General features: G+C 31.9%; 15 protein-coding genes. All 15 read left to right on the plus strand.

The window, feature by feature from the left end; translation table 11 throughout:
* The first annotated feature begins 329 nt into the window (after positions 1-329).
* A complete protein-coding gene (lpdA, locus tag IW18_RS01955) occupies positions 330-1,718 on the plus strand; it encodes a dihydrolipoyl dehydrogenase (RefSeq protein WP_041515916.1) in 1,389 nt (462 codons plus the stop codon).
* Between the two features lie 216 nt (positions 1,719-1,934).
* A complete protein-coding gene (locus tag IW18_RS01960; RefSeq protein ID WP_041515917.1) occupies positions 1,935-2,558 on the plus strand; it encodes a hypothetical protein in 624 nt (207 codons plus the stop codon).
* A gap of 457 nt (positions 2,559-3,015) precedes the next feature.
* Positions 3,016-4,092, plus strand: coding sequence for a DUF1214 domain-containing protein (locus tag IW18_RS01965; RefSeq protein ID WP_041515918.1), 1,077 nt, complete (start codon positions 3,016-3,018; stop codon positions 4,090-4,092).
* Between the two features lie 171 nt (positions 4,093-4,263).
* Entirely contained in the window at positions 4,264-4,698 is a 435-nt protein-coding gene (locus tag IW18_RS01970; protein ID WP_041515919.1) for a copper resistance protein NlpE, read from the plus strand.
* A 155-nt stretch (positions 4,699-4,853) separates the two neighbouring features.
* The gene (locus tag IW18_RS01975) at positions 4,854-5,357 is read left to right on the plus strand and encodes a TPM domain-containing protein (RefSeq protein ID WP_041515920.1); all 504 of its coding nucleotides are present in this window, start codon (positions 4,854-4,856) and stop codon (positions 5,355-5,357) included.
* Between the two features lie 415 nt (positions 5,358-5,772).
* A complete protein-coding gene (locus IW18_RS01980; protein WP_084607902.1) occupies positions 5,773-7,221 on the plus strand; it encodes a DUF1214 domain-containing protein in 1,449 nt (482 codons plus the stop codon).
* Positions 7,222-7,241: 20 nt separating this feature from the next.
* A complete protein-coding gene (locus IW18_RS01985; protein WP_084607903.1) occupies positions 7,242-8,729 on the plus strand; it encodes a DUF1254 domain-containing protein in 1,488 nt (495 codons plus the stop codon).
* A 178-nt stretch (positions 8,730-8,907) separates the two neighbouring features.
* Positions 8,908-9,588 carry a DUF4919 domain-containing protein gene (locus IW18_RS01990; protein WP_041515921.1) on the plus strand — a complete coding sequence of 227 codons (681 nt, stop codon included), beginning with the start codon at positions 8,908-8,910 and terminating at the stop codon, positions 9,586-9,588.
* Between the two features lie 23 nt (positions 9,589-9,611).
* Positions 9,612-10,043 carry a GNAT family N-acetyltransferase gene (locus IW18_RS01995; protein ID WP_041515922.1) on the plus strand — a complete coding sequence of 144 codons (432 nt, stop codon included), beginning with the start codon at positions 9,612-9,614 and terminating at the stop codon, positions 10,041-10,043.
* A 30-nt stretch (positions 10,044-10,073) separates the two neighbouring features.
* A complete protein-coding gene (locus IW18_RS02000) occupies positions 10,074-10,703 on the plus strand; it encodes a hypothetical protein (RefSeq protein WP_041515923.1) in 630 nt (209 codons plus the stop codon).
* A 12-nt stretch (positions 10,704-10,715) separates the two neighbouring features.
* Positions 10,716-11,282 (plus strand): DUF3592 domain-containing protein, encoded by a 567-nt coding sequence (locus IW18_RS02005; protein ID WP_041515924.1) that lies wholly within the window; start codon positions 10,716-10,718, stop codon positions 11,280-11,282.
* Between the two features lie 28 nt (positions 11,283-11,310).
* Positions 11,311-11,901, plus strand: a complete 591-nt coding sequence (locus IW18_RS22585) for a hypothetical protein (RefSeq protein WP_052480053.1) — start codon at positions 11,311-11,313, stop codon at positions 11,899-11,901.
* A 51-nt stretch (positions 11,902-11,952) separates the two neighbouring features.
* Entirely contained in the window at positions 11,953-12,411 is a 459-nt protein-coding gene (locus IW18_RS02015) for a hypothetical protein (protein ID WP_115098661.1), read from the plus strand.
* 29 nt (positions 12,412-12,440) lie between these two features.
* Positions 12,441-13,052 carry a hypothetical protein gene (locus IW18_RS02020; protein ID WP_041515926.1) on the plus strand — a complete coding sequence of 204 codons (612 nt, stop codon included), beginning with the start codon at positions 12,441-12,443 and terminating at the stop codon, positions 13,050-13,052.
* A 242-nt stretch (positions 13,053-13,294) separates the two neighbouring features.
* Positions 13,295-13,780, plus strand: a complete 486-nt coding sequence (locus tag IW18_RS02025) for an SRPBCC family protein (protein ID WP_041515927.1) — start codon at positions 13,295-13,297, stop codon at positions 13,778-13,780.
* Positions 13,781-13,801: the final 21 nt, after the last annotated feature.

Consider the following 13,801-nt stretch of genomic DNA (forward strand, 5'->3'; position numbering starts at 1 on the left):
TTTAATTAACAATTGATAATTAATAATTAATAATTATTTTGTCACTCTGAGCGAAGTCGAAGAGCTTTTCATCTTGAAAGGTCTTCGACTTCGCTTTGTTAATGAAAGTTTTATTTTACAGCTTAAGAAGAAAAAAACAGTAATTTATAATTTATAATTCATAATTAACAATTCAGATTTCACATTTTCACATTTTACCCTTTTACATCTTACTATTTTTTTAAAATAATTCCTTAAATTCGCAATCACAAATAACAAAAGAATAAAATCGAAAAATGAGTTTCGGAATTAAACTTCATTTTCGGTATTAAATACTAAAAACCAAAAAAATGAAATACGACGTTATTGTTTTAGGAAGTGGTCCTGGCGGATATGTAACAGCTATTAGAGCTTCACAATTAGGCTTTAAAGTAGCTGTAGTTGAAAAAGAAAACTTAGGTGGAGTATGTTTAAACTGGGGATGTATCCCAACAAAAGCATTATTAAAATCAGCTCAGGTTTTTGATTACTTAAAACACGCTTCTGACTACGGATTGAAAGTTTCTGACTTTGATAAAGATTTCCCTGCTGTTGTACAACGTAGCCGTGGTGTTGCAGAAGGAATGAGCAAAGGAGTTCAGTTCTTGATGAAGAAAAACAAAATTGACGTTATTGAAGGTTTTGGAAAACTAAAACCAGGAAAAAAACTTGACGTTACAGACAAAGACAATAAAGTTACTGAATATAGCGCTGACCATATTATCATCGCAACTGGAGCTCGCTCTCGTGAGTTACCAAACTTACCGCAAGATGGTGTAAAAGTAATTGGTTACAGACAAGCAATGACATTACCAACTCAACCAAAATCTATGATTATTGTAGGTTCTGGAGCAATTGGAGTTGAGTTTGCACATTTCTACAACTCAATGGGAACTGAAGTTACTATTGTAGAATTTATGCCAAACGTAGTTCCTGTAGAAGACGAAGATATCTCAAAACAATTTGAGCGCTCGTTGAAAAAAGCCGGAATTAAAGTGATGACTAACTCATCTGTTGAGCGCATTGATACAACTGGTGCAGGAGTAAAAGCATTTGTTAAAACTGCTAAAGGTGAAGAGGTTCTTGAAGCTGATATCGTTCTTTCGGCAGTTGGAATTAAAACAAACATCGAAAACATAGGATTAGAAGAAGTTGGAATTGCTGTTGACAGAGATAAAATCTTAGTAAACGCTTACAACGCAACTAATATTCCTGGATACTACGCAATTGGAGACGTTACTCCTGGACAAGCTTTAGCTCACGTAGCTTCGGCAGAAGGAATTAACTGTGTTGAAAAAATCGCTGGTTTACACGTAGACCCAATCGATTACGGAAACGTTCCTGGTTGTACATATGCAACTCCAGAAATCGCTTCTGTAGGTTTAACTGAAAAACAAGCTAAAGAAAAAGGATACGAATTAAAAATTGGTAAATTCCCATTCTCAGCTTCTGGAAAAGCTAAAGCTGCCGGAACTCCAGACGGATTCGTAAAAGTAATCTTCGATGCTAAATACGGAGAATGGTTAGGATGCCACATGATTGGTGCTGGTGTTACCGATATGATTGCTGAGGCAGTTGTAGCTCGTAAACTAGAAACTACAGGTCATGAAATCCTTAAATCTATTCACCCTCACCCAACAATGAGCGAGGCTGTTATGGAAGCTGTGGCTGATGCTTACGGCGAAGTAATTCACTTGTAAAAATAGACCGTTTTACGGTTACATATAATTTTCAATTTAAAATATCCGATTTGTGAAAACAAGTCGGATTTTTTATTTATAAAAGTACTACCCATAAAAATATAACGCTGTAAAACGCCAATTTTTAAACCTTTTATATTACAAAAATGACTTCTTGTGTATTTTTTTAAGTCAATAAAAATATAAGTTTGCCGATCAAATTAAACTTATAAATTAATGAAAAAGTATATAATAATCGGTCTGACTGGTTTATTTTTCTCTTGTGGTAGTACAAATCCTAAATCAAGCGCAGTAATGACATTAAAAAATGGAACAACTTTGACTGGCTTGATGACGGACCCGTCACATTATGTTGGTTCAGCTACTAAAAAATTATCAATAAAAACTTCAGACGGAAATCTAAAATATAAAAATGAAGAAATCGAAAAAGTTACAGTTCTAGGTGTCGAAAAAATTTATATGCCTTTATTTGATCACAAATTTATGTCTTTAAAGAAAAACGGAAAAATAAAATATCAATGGATGACTCCGGTAAATATAGCTAAAGGCAAAGCATCACTTTATAGTGGCGAAAAAGAACAAACTAATCAAAAAGGAAGATATATTGGAACAACAACTTTTTACTTTGTCTGGAAAAATGGAGAAGAAGCTGCTAACTATTTCACCAGTACTGCGCTTGGGTTAACAATTGGAGAAGGTAACGCATACCGAACAATGATCGAGCATGTTTTTTCAGACTGTCCCGCATTGATAAAAAAATCACAAGATGAGAAGTATAAGCCAAAAAACAAAAGTGCGATTGATGTCGTAAATGAGTATAATTCACTTTGTGGAAAATAAATTAATAACTGCACAGACATAGAAGTAAATTAGCGAATAAATAGTTTCTAAACAATTACAGTAAGTGTCAATTTAAAAAATATCCGATTTGTGAAAGCAAGTCGGATTTTTTTTATCGCTTTTTTAAACGACAGATTTAACCTTATTCTATTCAAAAATTGACTTTTTAAACTTGAAAAAATAATATTCTTCCAGTTTTTCTTTTTTTACTTAAAATTGATTGTATTTATATTACAATCACAAATTATTCACAAGAATATTTTAAAATAAAAGCAAGTAAAAAAACAAATAAAACACTGAAAAACAATTAAATAAAAAATTAAATATTACTTACAATATCTTTTTTTTAGTAAATTTAATCCTCCAAAATAAGATCTTGATTTCTTTTATCCCGATTTGCACGAAATAAAACAATTAAAAATTTGCAATACATATAAATTTAAATCCTCTCTTAAAAATGAAAAAAAAACTAATTCCGCTAATTGCAATACTTGCTTTAGCAGCCTGTAATAACAAGGCATCAGACAAAACGACTTTAAACGATTCTATACAGAAACAAGAAAATAGTTCAACATCCCAAACTGATGCAGCCTTAGTTACTGTCAAAAATTTTATTAGAGCAGAAACTGATATGTACTTTAATACTATCATCAAACAGGCTGGTACTACTGGTAAATTTTTCCATTATACAGAATTGATGCCTATAGACAATCAGACTGTTATTCGTACCAATCGTGATGTATTGTATTCAGCAGCTGTATTTGATCTTGATGCAGGGCCTGTAACTGTTACACTGCCTAATCCTGGTAAGCGTTTTATGTCTATGATGGTTACAGATGAAGACCATTATACAAAAACCGAATATGCACCTGGTACTTTTACTTATTCAAAAGATAAAGTTGGTACTCGCTACCTTATGTTAGGCATACGAACATTTATTGATCCAAATGATAAAAATGATCTTCAAAAGGTTAAAGATTTACAAAATGCAATTAAAGTAGATCAAAAAGACAAAGGAACATTTGATATTCCTAATTGGGATAAAAATAGCCAAAAGCGAATTCACGACTCATTAGTTGAAGTATCTAAAAAATACCCCGACACCAAAGGAATGTTCGGCTTAAAAACGGAAGTTGATCCAGTTCGCCACTTAGTTGGTACTGCTACTGGATGGGGAGGAAACACAGAAAAAGATGCCATGTATCTTCAAATTCAGCCCAAAAAAAATGATGGTAAAACGATATACCGATTAAATGTCAAAAATGTTCCGGTCGATGGCTTTTGGTCTATTAGTGTTTATAATAAAGAAGGGTATTTTCAAAAAAATGATTTAGATGCCTATTCTTTGAATAACATCACTGCAAAAAAAGATAAAGACGGTTCAGTAACTATACAATTTGGCGGTTGTGATGGAAAAGTTGCCAATTGCATTCCTATTATGCCTGACTGGAATTATTGGGTTAGATTATATCGTCCGCAAAAAGAAATTTTAAATGGAAGCTGGAAATTTCCAGAAGCACAACCATTAAAATAATATTCTTTTATCGTTTAAAACTTAATTCGTTTAAAATAAAAATCAATTAATCCGATTTGTGAAAGCAAGTCGGTTTTTTTTGCTTAACACATTCTTAAAAGTAATAAAAAGACTACATTTGCAATGTTTTTAATATTACAAACACATTTATTACAATTAATTTTTTAAAAGATGAATTCAAAAATTTTACAATTGGCCTTGATCTCTCTATTTATGATAAGCTGTGGAAAGCAGAAACCGCCACAAAAACTAAGTCTTAATTCAAAAGCAGAAGTAATTAATTCCCAAAACCCATTAGACTGGCCAGGAACTTATAAAGGAGTAATTCCATGTGCAGATTGTGAAGGAATCGAGCAAGAAATCACATTAAATGACAATAACACATTCACTTTAAAATCTATTTATTTAGGAAAGCTGAAAAACAACAAATTTGAAGAAACAGGAATCTTAATTTGGGATAAAACTGGAAATATTATTACTGCCGAAACCAAAGACAAAAGTTTTATAGTTTCTTATATTATAGATGGAAATACTTTAATCCAACTTGACAACGAAAAACGTGAAATTACTGGACCACTAGCCGAAAATTATAAACTAAGAAAATAAAAACTCATCCCAAATCCGATTTGCTTTCACAAGTCGGATTTTTTATTTCTTCAAACAAAATCAAAATTTCATTCATTATTTAGTAACAAACTTCAAGGTGATATATAATAATAAAATCTTATTTTCGCGGCACCAAATCAAAGCTTAAGCCTACAATGAAAAAGACATTCTTCATCATTACAATTTTCTTATTTTTATCAAGTACTATTTTTGCCCAAACCAAAAAGACGACAAATCAAGATTCACAAACCATATTTTCAAAATCGTACGACTATGTAAACGATTATGAAAAAATACTAACTCCAAGTCAGATTACAGGTTTAACAAACACTTTAAAATCAGCTGAAAAAAATTCTGGTCATAAAATTATTATTGTAACAACATCCTCGATAAAACCATACGCTAATATTCCAGAATATGCGTTGTATCTTAATACTTATCTGAACAATAAACTAAAAATGAACGCTGCCGTTTTAATCGTTTTAAGCAAAGACTTAAGACAAATTCAGCTTCAAGCCAGCGATCAAATAGGAAACAAACTTAACTACGACGAAACCAGAGAAATTATATCCAATTATGCCTTGCCTGAATTTAAAAAGGGAGATTTTCATAAAGGATTAGAAAAAGCCGTAGCTCAAATTATAGTAAAACTAAAATAGCGTTTTAATAAAACTTACATTTTCATACAGCATCCGATTTACATAAAGTAAGTCGGATTTTTTATTGGTACACATTTATCACTTATTTCAAAAAAAAACTCGCATTATTACTTCCACAATTCAATACAAAAAACTGAATACCAATTATGTATCAAAATAAACATTTAACTTATAATGTTTTTTTGTATTTTTAACTATGCTAAAAATCTGACAGTAACTAGATTTATACGCGCCAGCAACAGAAAGAATAGACTAAGTATATACCCCATTACAAACTTCTTTCAAATTTGAGAAAAAGTTCAATTTAACATTCAGTGCATTTGGTTAATAAAGTTAGATTATTGCAAAAGTTGAAAATTACCAAAGGCTGAAAAAATGAAATAATAAAATTTATAATCACCAATAAATTACTATTATGAAAAAAAATCTTCTTCCATTATTACTTGTGCTAATCCTTACAGCCTGCAATCAAACCCCAAAAGACAACAGAGAAAAATTAGACAATACAGATACTATTACAACAGCATTTAAACCTGCTAATATAAAGGAAGAAATTCTTTATCAGCGAGGTATCGAAGCCGCTATTTGGGGAATGCCAGCCGTAAATTATCAATTAATGTATGATGCTCTTGCTAAAATAAATGGTAAAGACAATCAGGTTGTAATTTGGCCAAAATTACTAGATTGGAAAAATCAAACCTTAACACCAAATCCAGATGTAATTTATTTAATGCCTTTTTTCAATACAGAAAAAGTTGGCCCCGTAGTACTCGAAATTCCACCAGCAGATAATGGTGTTTTTAACGGTAGTATTATGACCTACTGGCAAAATGCGCTTGAAGATGTAGGCCCAGGAGGTGTTGATAAAGGTAAAGGGGGCAAATATCTATTTCTTCCACCAGGTTATGATAAAAACAAAATCCCGGCGGGTTACATTCCGCTACAATCAGATACTTTTCGTGGTTATGCCCTACTTCGTTCAGTCTTAAAAAGTGGTAGTGCTGCAGATGTTGCTACGGCAGTTGCTTATTCTAAACGCATAAAAATGTATCCACTGAGCGAAGCATCAAAAAATCCAGCAACAGTTTTTGTTGATGCTAGCGATAAAGTTTACGAATCTAATATACCATTTGACTTTAGTTTTTATGAAACTCTAAATAAAATCGTTCAGTTTGAACCATGGTTAGATAGAGATCGCGCAATGATTGACCCTCTAAAAACAATAGGTATAGAAAGAAACAAACCATTTAGTCCAGACAGTCGCACAAAAGAAATATTGGCACAATCTGTTAAAACTGCAAGAAAATGGCTTGAGTATAATTATGAAGCGATTCCTCCTTTCTTTAAAGATACGCACTGGTTTTTCCCTGCCAATGAAGATAATATTCGAAGTGTAAAAAGCACCTACTCTATCACTGAAATTTATCCTATAGATAATAGAGCCGTTTGCTATATGATAGCTTTTTTTAGTGCTAAACATCTTGGTGAATCTCAGTATTATTTAATGCAAATAGTAGATAAAGATGGGAATTCACTTGATGGAAACAGCCACTACAAGGTAAATGTTCCTGCAAACGTCCCAGTAAAACAATATTGGTCAATGACAGTATATAATCGTGAAACCCATACTTTCATTCGCGATAAAAAGTGGGCAGCTCGATCTTCTCAAACACCTGGTTTAAAAACAAATCCAGATGGGTCTGTAGATCTTTATTTTGGTCCAACTCCACCAGAAAGTGGCGAATCGAACTGGGTGCCAACAGATTCTAAAGGTAAGTTTGAAATACTAGCTCGATTTTATGGCCCTAAACCAAATTTATACGATCAAAGTTGGAAATTAAATGATATACAAAAAGTGAAGTAACTATTTATAATATAAAAAAGATGAAAAAGAAACTTATTTCACTGCTAGTAATACTTACCCTAGCATCGTGTAATCAGAATAAAAACACAAATAATAACATATCAGTTTCGGCGGAAACCGATACCTTAAATAAATCAGCAAATTTATTACCCCCTGGACCAGATCTCAATGTAAAAATCACAGAATCTTATGCGAGACAAGTTGCGAGAGACGCTTACTTCTGGGCATGGCCAATGGAAAACATTTATAATCGTCGTTTAGCTTTTAAACAGGCTCCTAAAGTTGGTCTTATGAATGGAGTACTACCATTTGCACCATTAAATTCATTAGCGATGCTTCACGATTATATAAAACCAGAACAGCGCTGGGTCGCTTGCCCAAATCAGGATGTCGTTTACGGTGCAGCTATTGCCGCATTAGACGAAACTCCAGTAATAGTTCAAGTACCAGATTTTGGCGATCGCTTTTGGGTGTATCAAGTAGTTGATTTACGAACGGACTCTTTTGCACAATTAGGTAAAATGTATGGAACAAAACCAGGTTTCTATTTACTCGTTGGCCCAAACTGGAAAGGTTACGTTCCTAAAGGAATTACAAAAACATTTCGATCTAAAACAGGAACAGCTTTCATTGTACCAAGAGTATTTCAAGATGATTCTCCTCAAGACAAAAAAGCAATTCAAAGCGTTATTAATACTATTGATGTATATGCTTTGGATAAATTTGATGGTAAAATGAAAAGTCAGGATTGGAGTAAACTCCCATCTTTAAATTCGCCCACAAAAGATGGTGGCTCGGGTGAAACCAAATGGGTATTTCCTGATTCTTTTTTTGATGAACTGCCAATTGTTTTAAAAGATGCACCACCATTGCGTGGTGAAGAATCTCGTTATGCACAAATACTTGCCGTAATTGAAGCTGCAAAAAAAGATCCTGCACTGAAAAAAGCAATAATAGAAGAAGCTCATAAAGCTGATAAAGAACTAATCGACCCATTACTACAATTTAAAAACTGGGGAATACCACTTGCCAATAACTGGACAACCGCCAATAACTGTGCTGCATTTGGGACAGATTATTTTACGCGAACAGCTATTGCAAAATCAAATATACTGGTAAATGCAAGTGCCGAAACCAAATATTTTTATCAAGATCTAGATTCAAATAGTACAAAATTAAATGGTTCAAATCAATACACAGTAACTTTTGCAAAAGGAAAAGCACCACAGGTAAAAGGTTTTTGGTCGCTCACATTATATGATGAACATCATTTTTTTTCGCCTAATGCAATAAAACGTTATTCTGTAGGAACAAAAAACAAAGACTTAAAATATAATACTGATGGCTCGCTTACTTTATATGTTCAAAATTCAGAACCGCTAGGAGATAAAAAAGCCAACTGGTTACCCTGCCCAAAAGGTATTTTTTGTCTGTATTTTAGATGTTACTGGCCAGAAGAAAAAACAATTAAAAATGAATGGACTCCGCCCGCAGTCGTAAAAACATAAAAAATAACGCAAAATTATACTATGAAATATTTCAATCCGATTTTACAAAAAGTGAATCGGATTGATTGTTTTTTTGGCGTGACCTTTCGGCTCGGGATATTCAATATATCTTTTGCTAAATATCAAGCATTAATTTGTACTTTAGTTTTACCAAAACCAGAAACTAAATCCTAAAACTATGATTAGAAAACTAATATTCTTAACCATTTTAACAATAGGAATAAATGCTTTTGCTCAGGAAATTGCTTTTAAAATTCCAGATTATAAAGCAATCGAAAAAGAAATTAAAGATAAAAATTCGACCTATTATTATCCCAAATTAATGGAAAGATTCGTTAGCAACGACACACTTTTAAACCAAGATGAATATCGACATTTATATTTTGGATATGTATTTCAACCAAAATATAGTGCCTTCTGGACATCTCCAAACGACAAAAAGCTTCGCGAATATTACGGTAAAGAAAAATTAGAACCCGCAGATTGCGACGAAATTATTAAACTCGCCAATCACTCTTTAAGCGAATTTCCTTTCGATATAAGATTACTAAACTTTCTTGGTTATGTTTATCATACCAAAGGAAATGAAGACATGGCAAAAAAAACCTCCATAAAGTTTCACAACATTATAAATGCCATCTTATCATCGGGCGACGGAAAACAATGTGAAACGGGTTTTCATGTTCTCGTTGTATCGCACGAATATGTTGTGCTAAACCTCTTTGAACTCGAAACAAAATCCCAGTCATTAGTAGGGAAATGTGATTATCAAAGTTTTGAAAAAGGCAAATATAAAGTAGACGGAATATACTTTAATATTGAAAAAATGCTCGAAAACGAAGCTAAAGCATTTAAGTAAACATTTGGTAATTTAAAGACGTGATGAAAATAGCTGCAATCAAAAAAACCGATTTTGAATCTTTACGAAACTTATACTTTACAGTAAGACGCAGATCGTTTTCATGGCTCGATCCATCACTTTTTCAATTAAAAGATTTTGACAGTGATACAAAAGGCGAAATAATCTTAGTAGCTTATGATAATGATATCCCAATTGGGTTTATTTCGATTTGGATGAAAGATAATTTTATTCATCATTTGTATATTGACCAACACCATCAGGGAAAAAACATTGGAACCGAATTACTGAAAGCCGCAATTGTACAAACACATTTACCAGTTACCTTAAAATGTCTTGAAAACAATACTAATGCAATCGCTTTTTATCTTAAAAAAGGCTTTGTAGCAAGAGAAAGAGGACAATCTGAACATGGAGAGTATATTCTATTTGAATTATCCAAAAATATAAATTAAACAACACCCCAAAAACCAATTAAAAAAACAATGACTTTAACTGAATTACCTATTGATCTCAAAAAAATAATTGAAAATGAAAAAATCGATTTTTCGACAAAAGCAAAACGAAAATATCCTTTAAGCAAAACCCGAATCGGGTTATTTTTCGCCTTTGTATGGTGCGGTTTTGTTGCCTTTATGGCTTATGCTTTTTTGGGTCCATTACTTAAAAACGAAGAAGTCAATTTTACATCAAATGGTACTCCTGTAACCGCAAGTTGGGACGATTTAAGCGAACTTTTGGTACCTGGATTAATTATTGGACTGTTTTCTGTAATTGGATTAATATTACTTTTTTATTCTGTTAAATCGCTATTTCAAAAAGGAAGTTATTTTGTTGGGACTGAAACCCGACTGATAGAATACAACAACGGAAAAACGATCATTACAGACTGGGAACAATTTAGCGGAAACGTAAAAATAGAGTCCAAAAACAATTTGGGCGATTTAGAATATGAATTGAGAACCGGTAAAATGCAAAGCCGAAAAAACGAATCGGCAAAATTTGTTCCGGACATCATTTACATTTCAGGAATTGAAAATGTTTATGATATAGAAAAAAAATGCAAAATCAGGATTAAGGAAAATGACCCTACTCCTGTCGTTTTATCCAATTAGAAATCAATAAAAATGAATTTAAACAATTGGCAACTTGACATTACAGCTACCATATTTGTATGCATCTTTTTTCCACTATTCATCTATTTTAGTTATTGGTTATTTATCTCTGGAATTATCGGATTGTATCGCATGATAAAAAGCAGGAAATGGAAATCGACATTGGGTAAGATTACCAATGCTGAGATAAAATATACTGAAATTAATGTTGATCATGAAACAAGTTCCAGAGCTGCAATTGTAAAAGAATATACTTATACAGTCGATGGTAAAGAATACAAATCAGATCAAACTTATGCCTCAGATTCTCTTTTTTCAAAAGATTATAAAAGTTTAAATAAACCCTCAACAAAATACGATTTACATGATTCAAATATGAATTTTATAAACAGCGATAGAGAAATAAAAAATATGATTGGCACACCTACAAGAGTTTATTACAATCCTAAAAAACCTCATAAAGCTTGTTTGGTTCCAAGAGTTCACGGCCAAATATTCATCGGGATTTTTATGGGATTAATTGCAAGTTCAGGAATTACATATCTCACTTTTCATTTTGTAAAACCTTTATTTAATTAGAATCTATTTATAAAACCATTATATCCAAATGAAAACAATAACTAAAAAAGATATCGATAAACCAATTGGAGGTTTATTCTTTATGATTATCAATACAACCATCTGGACTTTTATTGCCGAATATTATCTTGAAAATAAAGACTACAGACTTATTGGAATCTTTTTAGGATTTATCATAACAGCGTTTCTGTACTTCTATTTTACATTTACCAAAGCGCAAAAAACGCTAATTGAAAGTAACGAAGAAAAAACGGTCGAAGAAAAAAGCAACGAAAAATGGTTCTTAATAATTTTTGGTCTGGAAGGCTTGGCAATACTAATTGCCAAGAATGTTTTAATGAATATACATCATGACGAATTGTTTATTTCGTTTTTTGCATTAGCAGTTGGTCTGCATTTTTTTCCGTTAGCCAAAATATTCAACCGTACTTTCGATTATTATATGGGCGCCTGGACTTGTTTGTTTGCAATCATTGGCATTTATTTAATAACACAAAAAACAATTACGGTAAATCTTACCAACGTATTCGTAAGCTTAGGTTGCGCAATTGCAACCATTTCTTACGGCATTAGAATGATAAACGAAGGCAGAAAACTACTCTTGACTGAGACAAAATAATAACTACGATTTTTATAATTATAAATAGCAATCGTCTTATAAATCTAAACCATGAATCTAAAGAATATAAAAGCCTACAACTTATTCCTGATTACTTCAATAATAATTTTATTGATAGGTTTCTATCGCAGTACAGATCCTAATTCATCCTTAGATCTTAACGTTCATGATACTTATTTTGTAATGTCAAATTACCACTGTACTATTGTTTTGTTTTCCTTATATTTTTTAACAGGGCTTTTGTATTGGGTATTCGAAAAATTGCCCAAAAAGCATCTTATAACGCCTTTAACCGCAATTCATACTTTTATTTTGATTGGCAGTTTTGTTTTTTACTGGATAATTATTTTTTACAGTAAGCAACTAAAAAGTGATCCAAACTTTCCTTTGCTTGACTATGGAAACCAGTTAATTAATATCACACTAGTAAATGAATTTTTATTGATTATTTTTATCGCTATACCTATTTTTATTATAAATTTATTGATCGGATTGTTTAAAACAAACTAAATTCTTTACAATCTCTCTGCCAACTAAATATGATTAAAGAAACTGAATTACCCGAGGTAATAATAGGAAATCCTAGTTTACTTCAAATAGGTTTTAGCATTATGGGGTTCTTATTTCCTTCAAGTATTATTTTTTTAATTTGCAGCAGTGATTGGATAACCCGTAACGATACAGAAACTAATTTGATATGGATAATTGTGTCAATATTCGCTTTTTTTGCCTTAGGAAGTCTATTCATGCTGTTTAGTTCAAAAAAAGTTACACTAACCAATACAGAATTGACTATTTCATATCCTTTAATTTTTTACAAGCGAAATATAGATTTTGACGATGTTTATAAAGTTAGAGAAACTAAATATAATATTCAAGGTTCCCAAAACTTTTCGACTTATGATATTTACAATGGCAACAAAATTATAATTGAACTTTATAACTCGAAGAAAATAATTGTTACTTCTATGGAAATTACAAATTATACTATTCTTGCAAAAAATTTAAAGAATATAACAACTTCCTACTTTAAGCTAAAAAGTAACTATACCAACTTAAAAAACTCACAAGGGTATGGATGGTTGATTTTTATAATTGTATTGACATTTTCTCTATTGTTTTCTCTCATTCAGAAAAAGTATTTCTTATAAAAGACAAACGTTTAATCTAGCCCCGATGGGAGCGGTATCCTTTTTCCAGCTCCTTTAGCTGGGAAAAGATATAGTGTACAGCGGGACTAAAGATTCTGATGAAAATAACTTTTCTGCTCCCTAAAATTTCAACAACCACAATTTAAATTGTCCGAACCCCTCCTTAAAATTGTCCACAAACACCCCTAACTAATTGATTTTTAAAAGATAACTTTGTTCTCTAACTTTCTAAATCAAATAAAATGAGTGCAACAAATTTTACCACAACAATAAAAGTAGATCAATCTCCAGAAGAAGTTTTTAATGCTATTACAAATGTTCGCGGATGGTGGTCTGAAGAAATCGAAGGCAATACAACAAAGCTTAACGACGAATTTGAATATCATTACGAAGATGTACATCGATGCAAAGTCAAATTAATTGAGGTTATTCCAAACAAAAAAATAGTTTGGCTAGTCGAAAAAAACTATTTTAAATTTACAGAAGATAAAACTGAATGGACTGGTACCAAACCAACCTTTGAAATCTCAGAGCAAGATGGCAAAACAGAACTTCGTTTTACCCATTTTGGTTTGGTACCAGAATATGAATGTTTTGACATTTGTAAAGAAGGCTGGACGAATTACATTCAGAATAGTTTACTAAAATTAATCACCACCGGAAAAGGCGCACCAAATGCCTCCGGAAAACCTCAAACAGAAACAGAAAAGAAATTATCTTCGAAATAATTTTCATAAATTCGTAGCTAA

Source organism: Flavobacterium hibernum, assembly GCF_000832125.1.
Lineage (GTDB): Bacteria > Bacteroidota > Bacteroidia > Flavobacteriales > Flavobacteriaceae > Flavobacterium > Flavobacterium hibernum.